This is a genomic window from Turicibacter sp. TJ11 (assembly GCF_021497505.1).
Classification (GTDB): Bacteria; Bacillota_I; Bacilli_A; order MOL361; family Turicibacteraceae; genus Turicibacter.
On sequence record NZ_CP069349.1, the window covers coordinates 232,983 to 251,033 of the forward strand.

19 protein-coding genes are annotated in these 18,051 nt (G+C 33.6%); 14 read left to right on the forward strand and 5 right to left on the reverse strand.

Features of this window, described 5'->3' with window-relative positions:
* Positions 1-300 precede the first annotated feature (300 nt).
* Positions 301-2,865: a bifunctional acetaldehyde-CoA/alcohol dehydrogenase gene (gene adhE / locus JRC48_RS01075; RefSeq protein ID WP_235070034.1), complete on the forward strand. Its 2,565-nt coding sequence runs from the start codon at positions 301-303 to the stop codon at positions 2,863-2,865.
* A gap of 483 nt (positions 2,866-3,348) precedes the next feature.
* Here the strand turns inward: adhE and JRC48_RS01080 are convergent, their stop codons facing one another.
* The 5 genes from JRC48_RS01080 to JRC48_RS01100 all read right to left on the reverse strand — a co-directional run bounded on the left by JRC48_RS01080 (position 3,349) and on the right by JRC48_RS01100 (position 4,830).
* Entirely contained in the window at positions 3,349-3,561 is a 213-nt protein-coding gene (locus JRC48_RS01080; RefSeq protein ID WP_235070035.1) for an alpha/beta-type small acid-soluble spore protein, read from the reverse strand.
* 121 nt (positions 3,562-3,682) lie between these two features.
* Entirely contained in the window at positions 3,683-3,880 is a 198-nt protein-coding gene (locus tag JRC48_RS01085; protein ID WP_235070036.1) for an alpha/beta-type small acid-soluble spore protein, read from the reverse strand.
* Positions 3,881-3,953: 73 nt separating this feature from the next.
* Positions 3,954-4,139: an alpha/beta-type small acid-soluble spore protein gene (locus JRC48_RS01090; protein ID WP_235070037.1), complete on the reverse strand. Its 186-nt coding sequence runs from the start codon at positions 4,137-4,139 to the stop codon at positions 3,954-3,956.
* 98 nt (positions 4,140-4,237) lie between these two features.
* Positions 4,238-4,438: an alpha/beta-type small acid-soluble spore protein gene (locus tag JRC48_RS01095; RefSeq protein ID WP_235070038.1), complete on the reverse strand. Its 201-nt coding sequence runs from the start codon at positions 4,436-4,438 to the stop codon at positions 4,238-4,240.
* A gap of 188 nt (positions 4,439-4,626) precedes the next feature.
* On the reverse strand, positions 4,627-4,830 hold the full coding sequence (locus JRC48_RS01100; RefSeq protein WP_235070039.1) for an alpha/beta-type small acid-soluble spore protein: 204 nt from the start codon (positions 4,828-4,830) through the stop codon (positions 4,627-4,629).
* A 136-nt stretch (positions 4,831-4,966) separates the two neighbouring features.
* Between JRC48_RS01100 and JRC48_RS01105 the strand changes: the two genes are divergently transcribed.
* The 13 genes from JRC48_RS01105 (at position 4,967) to JRC48_RS01165 (ending at position 18,040) form a co-directional block, all read left to right on the forward strand.
* Complete coding sequence (locus tag JRC48_RS01105) at positions 4,967-5,713, forward strand: RNA methyltransferase (protein WP_235070040.1); 747 nt, start codon at positions 4,967-4,969, stop codon at positions 5,711-5,713.
* 171 nt (positions 5,714-5,884) lie between these two features.
* Positions 5,885-6,352, forward strand: a complete 468-nt coding sequence (gene rimP, locus JRC48_RS01110; protein WP_235070041.1) for a ribosome maturation factor RimP — start codon at positions 5,885-5,887, stop codon at positions 6,350-6,352.
* Positions 6,353-6,367: 15 nt separating this feature from the next.
* Positions 6,368-7,423: a transcription termination factor NusA gene (nusA, locus tag JRC48_RS01115; protein WP_235070042.1), complete on the forward strand. Its 1,056-nt coding sequence runs from the start codon at positions 6,368-6,370 to the stop codon at positions 7,421-7,423.
* 26 nt (positions 7,424-7,449) lie between these two features.
* A complete protein-coding gene (gene rnpM, locus JRC48_RS01120) occupies positions 7,450-7,722 on the forward strand; it encodes an RNase P modulator RnpM (protein ID WP_235070043.1) in 273 nt (90 codons plus the stop codon).
* Between the two features lie 9 nt (positions 7,723-7,731).
* Complete coding sequence (locus JRC48_RS01125) at positions 7,732-8,034, forward strand: ribosomal L7Ae/L30e/S12e/Gadd45 family protein (RefSeq protein ID WP_235070044.1); 303 nt, start codon at positions 7,732-7,734, stop codon at positions 8,032-8,034.
* 25 nt (positions 8,035-8,059) lie between these two features.
* Entirely contained in the window at positions 8,060-10,153 is a 2,094-nt protein-coding gene (gene infB / locus JRC48_RS01130; protein WP_235070045.1) for a translation initiation factor IF-2, read from the forward strand.
* Between the two features lie 34 nt (positions 10,154-10,187).
* Positions 10,188-10,541 (forward strand): 30S ribosome-binding factor RbfA, encoded by a 354-nt coding sequence (gene rbfA, locus JRC48_RS01135; protein ID WP_235070046.1) that lies wholly within the window; start codon positions 10,188-10,190, stop codon positions 10,539-10,541.
* Between the two features lie 172 nt (positions 10,542-10,713).
* On the forward strand, positions 10,714-12,546 hold the full coding sequence (locus JRC48_RS01140) for an LTA synthase family protein (protein ID WP_235070047.1): 1,833 nt from the start codon (positions 10,714-10,716) through the stop codon (positions 12,544-12,546).
* A gap of 81 nt (positions 12,547-12,627) precedes the next feature.
* A complete protein-coding gene (locus tag JRC48_RS01145; protein ID WP_235070048.1) occupies positions 12,628-13,080 on the forward strand; it encodes a hypothetical protein in 453 nt (150 codons plus the stop codon).
* A gap of 110 nt (positions 13,081-13,190) precedes the next feature.
* Complete coding sequence (gene uvrC / locus JRC48_RS01150; RefSeq protein ID WP_235070049.1) at positions 13,191-14,987, forward strand: excinuclease ABC subunit UvrC; 1,797 nt, start codon at positions 13,191-13,193, stop codon at positions 14,985-14,987.
* Between the two features lie 129 nt (positions 14,988-15,116).
* Entirely contained in the window at positions 15,117-15,329 is a 213-nt protein-coding gene (locus JRC48_RS01155; protein ID WP_235070050.1) for a LuxR C-terminal-related transcriptional regulator, read from the forward strand.
* Positions 15,330-15,793: 464 nt separating this feature from the next.
* Complete coding sequence (locus JRC48_RS01160; protein ID WP_235070051.1) at positions 15,794-16,885, forward strand: exonuclease domain-containing protein; 1,092 nt, start codon at positions 15,794-15,796, stop codon at positions 16,883-16,885.
* A gap of 144 nt (positions 16,886-17,029) precedes the next feature.
* Positions 17,030-18,040 carry a GerMN domain-containing protein gene (locus tag JRC48_RS01165; RefSeq protein ID WP_235070052.1) on the forward strand — a complete coding sequence of 337 codons (1,011 nt, stop codon included), beginning with the start codon at positions 17,030-17,032 and terminating at the stop codon, positions 18,038-18,040.
* Positions 18,041-18,051 lie beyond the last annotated feature (11 nt).

The window sequence follows — 18,051 nt, forward strand, 5'->3', positions numbered from 1 at the left end:
GAAGAACATGTTCTTCAGCTTTTTTTGTGCTTAATCAAAAATAAAAGAGTGTACTAAATGAATTAAATGAAAGGAGATGATTTAGTTTATCATACTTACACCTAATCATTAATAGAATGAACAGACAACATGTTCAACGTTGTAAAATTTACTAATTTGTGAAATTATAAACGTTTTCAGTACGTTTTCATTAGACAAATAATTCACAATGTAATATAATAATCTTGTAAGTAAGTGAATCAATTCACAATCTTGAGGAGGAGTCGGAATGACAAATAAAGTTAAAATGTTGAGGAGTTAATGTCAACTCTTGAGACAATGCGTGCAGCTCAACGTGAGTTTGCTAAATTTACACAAGAACAAGTTGATGAGTTATTCTATAAAGCAGCAATGGCGATTAATAACTTACGTATTCCATTAGCTCAAATGGCAGTAGAAGAAACAGGAATGGGATTAGTAGAAGATAAAGTTATTAAAAACCACTATGCTTCAGAATACATTTATAATAAATATCGTAATGAAAAAACATGTGGTGTGTTATCAGAAGATTTATCATTTGGGATTCAAAAAGTGGCTGAACCAGTGGGGGTTATTGGTGCAGTCATTCCAACAACAAACCCAACATCAACAGCATGTTTTAAATGTTTAATGGCGATTAAAACTCGTAATGCAATTGTCATTTCAGCTCATCCACGTGCTAAAAATTGTACAAACTACACAGCACAAGTGATTCGTGAAACAATTGAAGCAGCGGGAGCACCTAAAGGATTAATTGCTTGGATCGATGAGCCTAGCATTGAGTTAACAAATACAGTAATGCGTGAAGTTGATTTAATTTTAGCAACAGGTGGACCAGGAATGGTTAAGGCGGCATATTCTTCAGGAACACCAGCAATTGGGGTAGGGGCAGGAAATACACCAGTTATCTTCCATAAAACATGTAATATTCCAATGGCAGTTAACTCATTATTATTATCAAAAACATTTGACTACGGTGTGATCTGTGCATCAGAACAGTCAATCATTGTTGATGAGTCAATTTATAATGAGGTAAAAGCTGAGCTTAAAAAACGCGGAGCTTTATTATTAAATCCACAACAGTTAGATGCTGTTCGTGAAACAATCATTGTAAATGGTGCATTAAATGCTAAGATTGTTGGACAACCTGCATGGAAAATTGCTGAATTAGCAGGATTTGAAGTTCCAAAAGATACAAAAGTCTTAATCGGAGAAGTAACAGATACTTCATTAGAAGAGCCATTTGCTCATGAAAAGTTATCAGTTGTATTAGCAATGTATAAGTCATCAAATCATGCTGAAGCGGTAGAGATGGCTGAAACATTAGTTAACCACAGCGGATTAGGACATACATCAGCGATCTATGCTGACGAGTTACGTGCAGAAGCTGATATTCAAGCAATGGCTTCTCGTATGCGTACAACAACATTCTTAATTAATCAACCAACTGCACACGGAGGAATCGGAGACTTATTCAACTTCGCGTTAGCACCATCATTAACATTAGGTTGTGGTTCTTGGGGGAATAACTCTGTATCAGAAAACGTTGGACCAAAACACTTAATTAATATTAAGACGGTTGCTAAAAGGAGAGAGAATATGCTTTGGTTTAAAGTGCCAGCAAAAGTTTATTATAAATTCGGATGTTTACCAGTTGCATTAGAAGATTTAAATTTTGATGGTAAAAAACGAGCATTTATCGTAACAGATAAAGTGTTATTCGATTTAGGATATACAAAACAAGTAACGGATGAATTAGATCGTTATGGTATTCAATATACAATGTTCACAGATGTTCATCCAGATCCATTATTATCAGATGCTAAAAAAGGTGCAGAAGCTATGGCTAACTTCCAACCAGATGTTATCATTGCATTAGGTGGAGGATCAGCAATGGATGCAGCTAAAATTATGTGGGTATTATATGAACACCCAGAAACTAATTTCCAAGACTTAGCAATGCGCTTTATGGATGTTCGTAAACGTATTTATCGCTTCCCACAAATGGGTAAAAAAGCTAGCTTAGTATGTATTGCAACTTCAGCAGGTACAGGTTCTGAGGTAACACCATTTGCCGTTATCACAGATGATGAAACAGGAATTAAGTATCCATTAGCTGACTACGAATTAACACCAACAATGGCGATTGTTGACCCAGTCTTAATGTTATCAATGCCAAAAGGATTATGTGCTGCTTCAGGAATTGACGTCTTAACACATGCCTTAGAATCATTAGTAGCGACAGTGGCAACTGAGTACACAATTCCATTATCATTAGAGTCTGCTAAATTAGTATTTGATTACTTACCAGAATCTTATCATGGTGGATCAGAAGCAAAAGTTGCAAAAGAAAAAATGGCTAACGCTTCATGTATGGCAGGGATGGCATTCTCAAATGCAATGTTAGGATTATGTCACTCAATGGCACATAAATTAGGAGCTAAGTTCCATATTCCTCACGGAACTGCAAATGCTTTATTAATTAATGAAGTTATTAAATATAATGCAACTGATGCACCATTCAAACAAGGAACTTTCCCACAATATGAAACACCTCAAGCTATTGAACGCTATGCAAAAGCTGCTGAGTATGTAGGATTAAGCGGAAAAACAAATGAAGAAAAAGTAGAAGCATTAATTAACAAAATTAATGAATTAAAAGCAGAAATCAATATTCCAATGAGTATTCAAGAGTGTGGAGTATCAGAAGCTGATTTCTTAGCTGCTGTTGATGAATTAGCGGTTGAAGCATTCGATGATCAATGTACACCTGCTAACCCACGCTATCCATTAATTGAAGACATTAAACAATTATACTTAAATGCATTTTACGGAGAAGTAAAATAATTAAACACTGTAACACAAACCTACACACACGCATTCATTGAGTCATGAAGCACTCTGTCCTTTTAGACAGAGTGCTTTTTTTTAAAAATTCGATAAATATTTTCTAACATCAGAATCTGTTTTAAGTTATCATTTTATTCTTTAACATCATAAAAAACGACAAAAAAAGTAGCACCGAAGTGCTACTTCATTTATTATGAGCTAATTAAATCCAATGGAAACACCTCATTTGATTAACGATAGCTAATAAAACTCAGTAATGATTTAATGCTTAAATCTATCCAACGGAAACACCTCATTTGATTAACAACTGTTAATGAAACTTAGTTATGATTTAATGCTTAAACCAATCCAACGGAAACACCTCATTTATCATAAATTTATGATGATTTAGTGCCATTCACTCATAGTTGGCGGATTTGTATTCATGATATTCCCTCACATTCATTGTTATAGGTATTACATGAAAGGACAATCCATTAATTATTCTTGATGTTGTTGTGATCCACTCATTTGTTGTTGAGCTTGACGTACTAAACGTTTAGTGATTTCACCACCAACAGAACCGTTTTGACGAGCTGTTGCTTCAGCACCAAGTTTAACACCAAATTCGTTAGCGATCTCAGCTTTCATTTGATCGATAGCTTGTTCAGAACCAGGAACAAGTAATTTATTGTTGTTTGTATTGTTAGACATATTAGTCACCTCCTGACAGTTATTAGAATACCCTTTTTAGATAAATCAATTCCAAAAAGTATTTGGTAATTTTATCTTTTTAATAAGTGGTTTGAATCTATTTAGAAGCTAAATAATTTATTTATTTCTCAGATTTTCCACTTAATTCTTGTTGAGCCATTGCAACTAGACGCTTAGTAATTTCGCCACCAACAGAACCATTTTTACGTGCAGACGTATCAGGTCCTAATTCAACACCAAATTCTCGAGCAATTTCATATTTCATTTGATCAATTGCATTTTGAGCACCAGGGACAACTAATTTATTACGACTAGACATATTATTACCTCCTGACATTGGTACCTTTTAGGTAGAATGTAAAATGTTAAACGCTGTTACAAAGTATAGAAAATTACTTCGTTAAATTTCTTTTGGCTTGTTCAATGAGGCGTTTAGTAATAGCCCCACCGATTGCTCCGTTTTCTTCAGCTGTTGCTTTACGGCCGAAGTTAACACCAAGTTCATTTGCGAGTTCAACTTTTAATTGATCAATCGCTTGTTGAGCACCTGGCACAATTAATTTATTTCGTGATGCCATGATGTGACCTCCTAGATTTCCTAATATAAAGATCAAGCATAACTTATCCTGAATAGGAAATGTTGTACAAGGTGAAGTTTAAACTATTTATTTACTTCTTATTTTGAACCTAATTGTTGTTGAGCCATTGCCACTAATCGTTTAGTGATTTCGCCACCAACAGAACCATTTTGACGAGCTGTTGCATCTGCACCAAGTTGTACACCGAATTCATTTGCAATTTCAGCTTTCATTTGATTAATAGCATGTTCCGCACCAGGAACAACTAATTTATTATGATTTGATGATTGGTTTGTCATAATCGTCACCTCCTGACAACTATAATTTGCGCTAATTCGACAAAATCATACATGAAGAAAATATTTTTTAAAAAAATAAAGAGTATTAGATAACAACTTTATTTAATATTACATGTTGTCTTGCGAATTCGCTTTTTTATCGTTTAAGTTTGTAGAGATTATCTACTAATTTAAATAATTAATAATTTTTATTTTTCAGTTGATTGAGATCCGCTGATTTGTTGTTGAGCCATTGAAACTAATCGTTTCGTAATTTCGCCACCAACAGAACCATTTTGACGAGCTGTTGTATCAGCTCCAAGTGTCACACCAAATTCGTTTGCAATCTCAGCTTTCATTTGGTCAATTGCGTTTTGAGCACCTGGGACAACTAATTTATTACGGTTTGCCATGTTAATCACCTCCTGACAACTATAATTTGTGCTAATTCGACAAAATAATACACAAAAAAATAAAAAAATTTGAGGTGGAGAAAAACAAAATAGTGTATAGTAAAGAAGAACTCTAAAATAATTTATAGGTGATGAAATGTTAATTGAATCAAGCAATAATCCTAAAATAAAAAAATGGACTAAATTAAAACAAAAAAAATATCGATATCAATCAAGTGAATTTATTGTTGAAGGTGAACATCTAGTATCAGAAGCAATGGCTTCTAATGTTGTAAAAGAAATTCTTGTGAAAGAAGGATCAACGGTTCATTTAAATCCGATTTTTAATACAATGAAACCGACATATATTTTAAAAGAAAATTTATTTACACAAATTGCGTCAACCGAAACGCCACAACCAATCATGGCTGTTTGCGAAATGAAAGCAAAAACGATTGAAAAAGACCATCGTTTATTACTTTTAGATCGTATTCAAGATCCAGGAAACTTAGGAACTTTACTTCGTAGTGCAGTTGCCTTTGGTTTTGATGGTGTGGTCTTAGGAGAAGGATGTGTGGATGTTTATAATGAAAAAGTTATCCGTTCAACACAAGGAGCTATTTTTAAAATCCCAATTGAAATGCATTCATTAAAAGATTATGTGACAACACTACAATCTAAAGGTGTTAAAGTTTATGGAACGAGTCTTGAAAATGGATCACCATTAGGAGAAATTGAAGACGCGTCAAAGATGGCAGTTATTCTAGGAAATGAAGGTCAAGGTGTTTCATCAGAATTATTAACTCAAACGGATCAAAATATCTTTATTGAAATGACAGAAAATATTGAATCTTTAAATGTTTCGATCGCAGGTAGTATTATAATGTACCGTTTTCGCCTATAATAAAGAGGATGTATCCCGAGATAAAAATACTGGAAGAGCACAATTATTCATGAATGACTTTACTCATTAGTCAAATTGTGTTAAAATAGTGACACATAGTATTTCGTGTAAGAGTGGGACCTCCCACTCTTTTGTATTATGGTTAAAATGTTTGAAAGAGGTGAAATCCTAATGTCAAATATCGTATCTAAAACAGAAGAATTAGTAAAACCAATTTGTGATGCTGCTCAAGTTGAACTAGTTGATGTTGAGTACGTGAAAGAAGGACAAGTTTTCTTCTTGCGTGTATACGTTGACACACCAGAAGGAATTGATATTGATCAATGTGCCACTATTGCTGAAGCATTAAGTGAAAAATTAGATCAACATGACTATATTGAAGACGAATACATGTTAGAGGTTTCATCACCTGGTGCCGAGCGTCCGTTAAAGACAAAGGAAGCTGTTGCCCAATCTATTGGTGCTTATATAAATGTTAGAACATATAAAGCAATTGATAACCAAAAAGAATTTGAAGGATATTTAACAAAATTCGAAGATGATCTAATGACACTTGAAATTTTAGTTAAAACTCGCAAAAAAACAGTTGAAATTCCTTATGATATGGCATCTAAGGTTCGACTTGCGATTAAGTTTTAAGGAGGATATATAAGGATGAACACGAAGGAGTTTTTTGCCGCTCTAGAATTACTTGAAAAAGAAAAAGGTATCTCAAAAGATATTATTATTGAAGCATTTGAACATGCATTAATTAGTGCTTATAAGAAAAATTTCAATCAAGCAACAAATGTTAAAGTTGAAATTAATGAACATACAGGAACAGTAAAATTATATCAACAAAAAACAGTAACTGAAGATGTGACACGTCCACAAGAACAAATCAGTTTAGCAGAAGCAATGCGTATTAACCCTCATTATGAAGAAGGGGATATTATTAACTTTGAAGTTACACCAAAGGATTTTGGACGTATCGCTACACAAACAGCTAAACAAGTTGTAAAACAACGCATTCGTCAAGCTGAGCGCGATAACTTATTCCAAGAGTTTAAAGATCGCGAAGGTGAAATCGTGACTGGTATTGTTGTAAAAGACGATGGAAAACATGTATTTGTTGACTTAGGAAAAATTGAAGCTTTATTACCAATTCGTGAAATTATGAATCCAGAGGAAATTAAACCAAATTCACGTATTAAAGTTTATATCAGCAAAATTGAGTCGAAAAATAAAGGACCAGTTGTTTACGTGTCTCGTAAAGATCCAAACTTAATCAAACGTTTATTTGAATTAGAAGTTCCGGAAATTTATGATGGAACAGTGGAAATTATGTCAGTGGCTCGTGATGCGGGAGATCGTACAAAAATTTGTGTGGCTTCAGAAGATCCAAACGTAGATCCAGTAGGAGCATGTGTTGGACCATCAGGACAACGTGTTCAAAACATTGTAGACGAATTAAATGGTGAGAAAATCGATATCATTCAATTCTCAAAAGATCCTGAAGTATTAGTTGCCAATGCCTTAAGTCCGGCTCAAGTAACAAAAGTAGTGGTTGACGAGGCGAAAAAAGCAACAGTTGTTTTAGTTCCAGATAATCAATTATCATTAGCGATTGGTAAACGTGGACAAAATGCTCGTTTAGCAGCTCAATTAACAGGATGGAAAATTGATATTAAACCAGAATCAGAAGCTGAAAATTTAGGAATTGAATTATAAGAAAAAACACGCAAGGAGGTCGTTGTATGAAACAAAAGAAAATCCCTATGCGTAAATGTGTAATTACAGGCGAACAAAAACCGAAAAAAGAATTAATTCGTATTGTTCGTGGAACTGAAGGTGAAGTATCTGTTGATCCAACAGGTAAAAAGAATGGTCGTGGAGTCTATTTACATTTAACACCTGAAGTCGTTGCATTAGCTAAAAAGAAAAATGTTTTAAGTCGTCATCTAGAAGTCGAAGTTCCTGAAGCTATTTATGAGGAGTTACAGCAATTAGCACAGAAGCAGATGAAATAGGTGATAAAAATGAATCAACAATGGTTGAATTTTTTAGGGTTAGCCTTAAGTGCCGGTGCGGTTATTACAGGTGAACAATTAGTTGTAGGTGCTATCCAAAGCAAAAAAGTTCACTTGGTCATTTTAGCAGAAGACACAGGAGCTAATACTCTAAAAAAAGTCACAGATAAATGTAAATTTTATGGTATCGAATGGGTACAAAAAGCAGGTAGTGATGAATTAGGTCGTGCATTAGGAAAAGATTTTAGAAAAGTGGTAGGAATTACCGATCCTAATTTTGCAAAGGCCTTAAAAAATAAAATCAATGCTTAAATGCATTGATGAGTGAGGTGACGAAATGAGGGTACATGAATATGCAAAACAATTAAATCTTTCTAGTAAAGAGGTGTTGCAGTTTTTAGATGACAACAACCTCTCAGTTAAAAGTCACATGTCAGTGTTAGGAGACGATGTTATATTGATGTTAGATAAAAAATTTAAAAATGAAGAAACTAAAATAGAGTCACAAGTAAGCAATGAAAAGGACTCAACAAACGATACAGAGGAATTATTTAAATACGATGATTATGTGGAAGTAAAACGTCCTAAAATCACGAAAAAGAAAAAAGCTAATCAAAAGAAAACTAAAAACGATAAAAACGATCGTATTGCCAATGTCCCAGTTAAAGAAGACAAAGATGCAAAAATCGTTTACTATAGTGACGAATTAACAGTAGGTGATTTAGCAGAACGTCTTGAAAAATCAACAGGGGAAATTGTTAAGCAATTATTAATGCTTGGAATGATGGCAACAGTCAACCAAACATTAGATCGTGAAACAGTTGAATTATTAGCTGAAGAAGCTGGATTTGAAGTGAAAGATAAAATCTTCACAGACGTAACAGAGTTTGAAAAAATCGTGCTTGAAGACTCTGAAGAAGATTTAGAGAAACGTCCTCCAGTTGTTACAATCATGGGGCACGTTGACCACGGAAAAACAACATTATTAGATGCCATCCGTAACTCTCGCGTTGTAACAGGAGAAGCGGGAGGAATTACACAACACATCGGTGCTTACCAAGTAAATCACGGTGGAAATGTCATCACGTTCTTAGATACACCAGGACATGCTGCCTTTACATCAATGCGTGCACGTGGTGCTCAAGTTACTGATATTTGTGTTCTTGTTGTTGCTTCTGATGATGGAGTTATGCCACAAACAAAAGAAGCAATCGATCATGCTAAAGCTGCAGGTGTTCCAATTATCGTTGCTATCAATAAAATGGATAAGCCAACAGCAAATCCAGAGCGCGTCATGCAAGAATTACTTGAGTTTTCATTAGTACCTGAAGACTGGGGTGGAGATACAATCTACGTTAAGTTATCTGCCTTACAAGGAGAAGGTATTGATGATTTATTAGAAATGATTAACTTAGTTTCTGAAATGAATGAATACAAAGCTAACCCTAAACGTTTAGCAACAGGAACAGTCATTGAAGCTAAATTAGACAAAGGACGTGGACCGGTTGCAACTTTATTAGTTGAAAACGGAACATTACGTATTGGAGATGCGATCGTTGTTGGTAATACACATGGTCGTGTACGTGCGATGGTAAATGATTTAAATCAACGTATTGAAGCAGCTGGACCATCAACTCCAATTGAAATTACAGGTTTAAACGATGTTCCTCAAGCAGGAGATCGTTTCATGGTATTCCCAACTGAGAAAGAAGCTCGTCAAGTAGCTGATCAACGTACAGCAAATGCACGTGAGTTAGGAAACAAACCTGGTAAAGCTGTGTCATTAGATGACTTATTCTCTCAAATCCAAGAAGGAGAAATGAAAGAATTAAATGTTATCATTAAAGGTGACGTTCAAGGTTCAGTCGAAGCCTTAAGCGGATCATTACAAAAAATTGATGTTGAAGGTGTAAAAATTAACATTATTCGTGCATCAGTTGGAACAATTACTGAAACAGACGTTACATTAGCTGCTGCTTCAGGAGCAATCATTATCGGATTTAACGTGCGTCCATCATCAACAACGCGTCAACAAGCTGCTAATGAAGGTGTAGACATCCGTTTACACTCAATCATTTATAAAGCGATTGAAGAGATTGAAGCGGCAATGAAAGGGATGTTAGATCCAATCTATGAAGAAAAAGTAACTGGACAGTTAGAAGTTCGTCAAACATTCAAAGTATCAAAAGTTGGTACAATTGCTGGATGTTATGTAACAGATGGTTCAGTATCACGTAATGCAAGTGTACGTGTGATCCGTGATGGAATCGTAGTCTTTGAAGGTGAATTAGGATCATTAAAACGATTCAAAGACGAAGTTAAAGAAGTAAACTACGGTTATGAATGTGGTATTACAATTGAGCGCTACAATGATATTAAAGAAGGCGATGTCATTGAAGCTTATGTTATGGAAGAAGTTAAACGCGCTTAATTAATCGGAATTATATAAAAAAAGGGTGATTGAAATGTCACAGATTCGAGTACAAAAACTTTCAAAGCAAATTGAACGTGATGTAACAGATATCATCATGAATGAAATTAAAGATACAAAAGTAGGATTTATTACAGTAACTGGAGCAGAAGTAACAAGTGACTTATCATTCTGTAAAATTTATTACTCTGTTTTAGGCGGAGAAAATCGTCGTGAAGCAGCGACAAAAGCTTTATTACGTGCTAAAGGATTTATTCGTAGTGAGCTAGGGAAACGTTTATCGACACGAAAAGTTCCAGATTTAATTTTTGAAATTGATGAATCAATCGAATATGGTAATAAAATTGATATGATGTTAGCAGATTTACGTCGTCAAGGTAAAATGTAAGATCTGATCAAAAAAGAGAGTTCGTAATGAACTCTCTTTTTTTACATCAATGATTTGATTTTAAACACGTTCAACTATCATGAATTGAAAATCATATGCTTTAGTCTCAATAATTGTTGACAGTGTAGTAAATTATGGTAGATTTATTAAGTAGAAGAAGGGGAGATTAATAATGAAACTAAATAAAAATCATAAACTACTATTACTGGCTATTTTGATTACTTGGATTCAAACTTATATCATGTACAAGTTCTTTTTTCGTCTATCTTTGGCATCAGCCATTGAAGAATTACTCATTCTTATTAATTCTCTTGGGTCAATCTTATTGTTTTATAGTTTCACTTATTTCGTAAAGGAATCTAAACAATCATGGGTAGTGATTGGGATATCTTCACTATTTTCAATCGTCATGATCGCTAACACATTATTTTATAAATTTTATGATGATATTATGACCTTACCGATTTTACTTCAAACCGATAATACAGGGGGACTTGGAAGTAGTGTCGTTAATTTATTTGATCTGAAGGTTTTATTTTTAATCATTAACTTACCTATTTTATTAATCGCAAAACATCGATTAAAAGATGAATCTGTTTGCAAAACTTCTTTTTTTAAAAAATATGTAATCACGATGATTGGTGCTTATGTGATGACATTTAGTTGTACCTATTTTAGTGGCTTACCTATTTTAAAATTTACCTATAATCGTGAAGCGATGGTCAAAACATTAGGGGTTTATCAGTATGGTCTATATGATCTTTATTTAACGATAACTAATCCTATTGACTATGCATTAGCCGATAGTAATGAACTTATTGAAGTTAATCATTATCTTAAATCAAATCAAATAGAACCAAATGCTGAGATGTTTGCTATCGCTAAAGATCAAAATGTGATTATTATCTCACTCGAGTCTTTACAAACGTTCGCTTTAGGGTTAGAGATTAATGGAGAAGAATTGACTCCGTTTTTAAATGAATTTATTCAAGAATGTTATTATTTTGATAATTTTTATCAACAAACAGCACAGGGAAAAACATCAGATGCTGAATTTATAACTGAAAACTCTTTATATGCTGCGGATCGTGGGGCCGCTTTCTTTGCTAAATCAAACAATCATTACGAAAGCCTAGCCTCTATTTTAAAGGAGCATGGATATTATACAGCTGTTTTTCACGCGAATGAACCTGAATTTTGGAATCGTGATGAAATGTATGTCTCGTTAGGATTTGATCAGTTTTACGATGAAACATTTTATCATTTAACGGACGAAAATAGTTTTGGCTGGGGGCTAACCGATGAAGCGTTTTTTGATCAAACATTGAACTATTTAAAGGAGCTACCTTCACCGTTTTATGCAAAATTATTAACGTTAACGAATCATTATCCATTTGAGTTACCAGATGAGTATCGCTATAATTCATTAGGAGAAACAAGTAGCGATATTGTGAATCGATACATTACGACAGTTCGTTATCTTGATGAAGCACTCAAACAATTTATCACTGATTTAAAAGAGAGTCCCCTTTATGAAAATACGATGATTGTCATGTATGGCGATCATTATGGAATATCAGAAAGTTACTATGATGCATTAGCCCAATTACTTCAAGAAGAGGAAATATCACTTAATCATCATCTAGATTTACAACGAGTTCCTTTCCTAATTCATCTTCCCAATCAAAAAGAAGGTCGTATTTTTTCAAATCTATCAGGACAAATCGATGTTAAACCAACGCTTTTAAATTTACTTGGATTAGATGTAAATGAGTCGATTAGTTTTGGACACGATTTATTTTCTACGAACCGACGAGAGATTGTTATCTTTCGAGATGGGGCGGTTATAGGAAGTGATTATCGATATACCAATTCTATTTGTCTTCGCTCAGATTCAGGAGAAGAAGTGGATCGAAGCTACTGTGAGAAGTTAGAGGAAGTGGCGGAACAAGAGTTGTATTATTCAGATTTGATTTTAAACAAAAATTTACTAAGATTCCAATAAAAAAACGAGCATTTTATTGTTTTCGACAGGAAAAAGATGATAAAATAACACCATAAGTGACAAAATGGATGGTGGGATTTGATGAAAAAAATAAGTATTAGTCTAGTAGCTTTTGTTTTCTTCGTTTTAGTTGGGGGATATGTATGTAAAGCGAACTTAAATTTACAAGTAAGCGCACAGGGGACCTATGATATGGTGCAAGGTGAAGTAGATGGCCATGTCATTCAAACAGAACAAGAAATTATTAACCTCGCATCTTTAGAGGGATTTTATAAAAATGTTAAACGTGAAGTTGATGATCAAGTCATCGTAGCGATTCCACAAGGAAATCAAAAGTATAATATTTACGAGCTTGTGATCGAAGATGGGAAATTAAAATTATATTATGATATCATCGAAGATGGACAAGGACGAAAAGAATATAAAGTCAAACTATATGATTCAATTAAGAAAATTTACAAAAATGATCAAGTCACTTATCTTTTAGTGAACGATCAAGAAGAGCGTGTTTTTTTATCTTATAATATGAAATAATGAGAAGGGCAATGAGCCAAACTAATCCTAGAAATCTTCGTTTTTAAACGATAGACTAGGATTTTTTATTGTAAAATAAAAAGTTAGAAAAGAAGTGAGAGGTGAAGTCGTTGAATCAATTATTAAAAGATAAGTTATCGTTATTACCGATGAATCCGGGTTGTTATTTAATGAAAGATGCTAAGGGACAAGTGATTTATGTTGGAAAAGCTAAACGTTTAAGAAATCGCGTCAAATCATATTTCACAGGTTCACATAATGGGAAAACAGCACGTTTAGTGAGAGAGATCGTTGACTTTGAATATATTATTACTTCGAGTGAATTAGAGGCTTTAGTTTTAGAATTGAACTTGATTAAAAAATATGACCCTAAATATAATATTATGTTAACGGATGATAAGCATTATCCATTCATTAAGATCACTAATGAAACGCATCCGAGATTAGTCATTACACGTAAAATTAAAAAGGATGGTGGTAAATATTTTGGACCGTATCCTAATGCAACAGCAGCTAATGAAACGATACGATTGCTGAATAAGTTGTATCCTTTAAGAAAATGTCACACCATTCCTAAAAAAGTCTGTCTTTACTATCATATTCATCAGTGTCTTGGGCCTTGTGAACATGACATTAAAACTCAAGATTATAAACCTTACATTGAGCAAATTTCCCGCTTCTTAAAAGGTGATTATTCAAATGTAAAAAAAAATTTGGTCAAACGCATGGAGGAGGCGGCAGAAAATCTAGAATTTGAACGTGCCAAAGAATATCGTGATCTCATTTTTCATATTGAGGCGACGGTTGAAAAACAAAAAATGACGTTAAATGATTTTGTTGATCGTGACGTTTTTGGATACTATGAAATGAATGGATTAGTTTGTGTCCAAGTGTTCTTTATTCGTCAAGGAAAAGTCATTGAGCGTGAAGTCTCTATCTTTGATGGAATAGACGATGTAGAAGAGGCAGTGCTGACGTTTATCGGACGCTTTTACCAAAGTCATAATGCCTTAAAACCAAAAGAAATCTTTATTCCTGCGACACTCGATCACGAGCTATTATCACAGTTACTGGATGAGGTTAAAATCATCGTTCCTAAACAAGGAGAGAAGAAAGAACTTGTCGATTTAGCGATGAAAAATGCTGAAATGGCGCTTAATGAAAAGTTACAACTCATTGAAAAACAAGAGGAACGTACTTTAAAAGCTGTTGAAAAATTAGGAGAACTATTAAGTATACCAACGCCTCATCGTATTGAAGCATTTGATAACTCTCATCATCAAGGAATGGACACTGTTTCAGCTATGGTTGTGTTTACGGATGGTCGTCCAGATAAAAAAGAATATCGTAAATATAAGATTACAACGACTTCAGAAGGTGATGACTACCAAGCGATGAAAGAAGTCATTTACCGACGCTACTTTAAAGTGTTAAATGAAAATTTACCAGCACCAGATTTAATTGTTATTGATGGAGGAAAAGGTCAAATTAATGTAGCGATGGAAGTTTTACAATCATTAAATATGTCTATTCCAGTCGTTGGGCTTGTAAAAGATGATAAGCACCGAACATCCTTTTTGTTAGATGGTCGAGATATGGAAGAGATTGATTTAAAGAAAAAGGGACGAGCGAATGTGTTTGCTTTATTAACACGAATTCAAGATGAGGTTCACCGCTTTGTTTTAAGTTTTCATCATCAAACGTCTCAAAATCGTCAATTAACTTCGATTTTAGATGAAATACCAGGTGTCGGACCTAAACGAAAACGCTTATTGATCCAAAATTTTGGTTCTCTTGAAAAGATGCTTGAAGCGGATGAAACATCTTATATTCGACTTGGATTTCCTCCTGAAATCATCAAACGAGTGAAAGAATTTATCCAAGAAGAACTTCAAAAAAAGCAGTAAGAATCATGTATTTTTAACGGATTGACTGGTACTAATCATTATCAGCAACATAAGATATATTAGATGCGGCATCAATCATGGCGTATCAACGAGGATAATGACTACCTCAAAAGATAGGGGGTAGAAAGGTTGAACAAAGGTCAGTCAATTTTAACGAAGCGAGAACAAGAGATTTTCGACTTACTTGTCCATAATATGACAACAGCTGAGATTGCTGAGGAGTTGAAAATCAGTGAAAAAACAGTTCGAAATCATATTTCGAATGTCATCTTAAAACTTAACGTCAAAGGACGCTCACAGGCCATTATTGAGCTTTTAAGATTGGGTGTCATTAAATTATAAAAAACTACCACCTTTAAGGTGGTTTTTTATTCTTGTAACGAAATGCCACGTTATTCAAAAGAAGACAAACGAAAGAGTACTGATTGGATAGGAAAAAAATAATGTGCGAGTAGATTAAAGAAAGAAAGTGTATTATAATAATATATATAAGTAGCGATTCGTTTTTCATTGTGGAAAAACCTTTAGTAGTACGATCGTTAGTCGTTCGATTTAAAAGAGACAATCACTCAAATTTTTTAAAAAGGTGAAAGATATTTCGCTCTATATATAAGTCTAGATGGGTTTTAAGTTAAAAAAAGTGTTTAGCTAGACGTGCGTTTGTCTTAGAATGTCAGCTATTGATAAACTAAGATGCCTATTAAATGATGAATGATCTTTTTGTTTCTATTAATGAAGGTATAAAGATTAATTCCTCAAAATTTTAAAAAATTAAAACCATCATTTAGTTATGATGAAACTGTTTAATGGAAGTGGTTATAATGCTCGGACATACCGGTGTGATTTTAAAAATAAACTTAGAAGAACGTAAAATCTTAATGAATGAGACATGGTTTACCTATGACCCTAAGCTAACGGTATCGTCATCCATGTTAGGACAGTCCGTGCAATATAGCTTAAATGGGAAAAATAAGATTACAGGTTTAGAATTAATCCAACAAAAGTCCAAAGAGTTAAAAGGAAAAATTCAATCGCTCAATTTATCAATTCCTCGTGTGTCATTACATACAGGGGGACAATTAATTCACTTTTATATTACGGATAAATATCTTAATATTATTAAACATCAATTTAAACCAGGAGATTTTCTTCAGTTTACTTATAATCCAGTAGAATTCAAATTAGGAAAGTCAACTTATTACGCCATTACATCAATTAAAATGGAAAATCGTAAAAAGGTGGAAAATCCTCAAGTCATCAAAAATGAACTTAGACAGACACTAGAATACTTAATCGATTCTAGTTATTATGCCTTTTTAGATTTAGAGTTTTCCATGAGTGGGCCAGAATATAGAGGGATAAAGTTCCAACCTGAAATTATTCAATTTGGATTAATTATTGCCGATGCTGAAGGAAATCTAGTGGAAAAAATGTCCGCCTATGTGAAACCAACTTTATTTCCGGTTATTTCAGAAAAAACACAAGAATTTTTAAAGATTAAGGAATCTGCGATTACTTGTGCAATGAGTTATCAAGATTTTTATTATTACATTAAAGAAGTCATTGCCCGATATAATCCAATCTTTTTAGTTTGGGGTGTTTCGGATGGATTCATTTTAGAAAATTCTTACTTAGTCAATAATGTAGAGCCGTTATTTGACTGCCATCAACTCATTGATCTGCAGCGGGTTCATCGTCAGTATTATCAGATTGGTCAAGATATTGGTCTTTATAATGCCATTAAAAGCTATGAAATTTTTACTGGAACGCAAATTCATGACGCCATTGTGGATGCGCTCGTTTTACATAACATTTTTTATAAGTTTAAATCGATTATTTTATCGAACGAAACCTATCCATTTAAAGAAAATTATCAAAATCTGATGAATAACCGTTAAATCTGACAGAAAAGAGATTACTTTTATCGAATGATTCATATAATTGACATCTATTCACGAGTCTTTAGAGAACATACGATAAAGGTTATCTTTTTTTTTATCTCTTCATATAGTAGCTATATATTTTAGAAGAGGTGAGAACAGATGCAAACAAAATGGATGAAAAAATTAACATTACCAGTCCTTGCAATGTTGTTTATTTATTATGCTACTCGAACAGAAGATCCTGCAGCTAGAAATTTAGTAGATACAATGAGCGAACAACCGATGCAAGAACAAAGCGTTTATTCAACTGAAGACTGCTATACGATTTACGCGTTACATGAATCAGATAATTTAGTTAAAACTTTTGTCCCAAAAGATGAAGCAAATGATCCAATTCAAGCAATTTTTGAGATTTTCACAACGAAATCAAATCAATTACCTGTTGGAACGACTTCTTTAGTTTCACCAATGACAAAATTAAATGATTATCGCCTAGAAGATGGGGTATTAACGTTAAATGTTTCACCAGAGTTTTTAGATTATACAACAAGTGAGGAACAAGATGTTTTATCATCACTTGTATGGACGTATACAGAGTTAACTGATGTTGATAAAGTAAAATTTGAAATTGATGGAGAAGCTGTGTCTAATTTAAATGGCTCTCTTCCAGTTAGCCGCGGATTAGATCGTTCAATGGGAATCAATTTAGAATTAGATGCCATGAATCTGGATGACACACAATTAGTAACGCTTTATTTTATGACAGATGACACAAAAAATGGAATGCTTGTTCCAGTGACTCGTTTAATTTCTTCATCAGTGGATCCAGTTACTTATGCGGTTAATGCTTTAATTCAAGGGCCAACAAATCATGAAAATTATGTGACAGTTTTTAATCATGAAACGATGTTATTAAATGATCCTGTCATTAGTGAAGGATTAGTTTCATTAAATTTTAGTTCTGAGTTATACTATGATAGTCAACAAACAAAAGTCTCATCAACGATGTTAAACCAATTAGTGATGACATTAACGGAATTAGATGACATTGAAATGGTTTCTGTTTCTATTGATGGGAATATTAAAGTCATGGATGATGCAAATCACTCAATTGCTGTTCCAACGAGTCGATTTGATTTTGAAGACAGTACGTTAATTGAAGCACAATAAAATGAGATTAT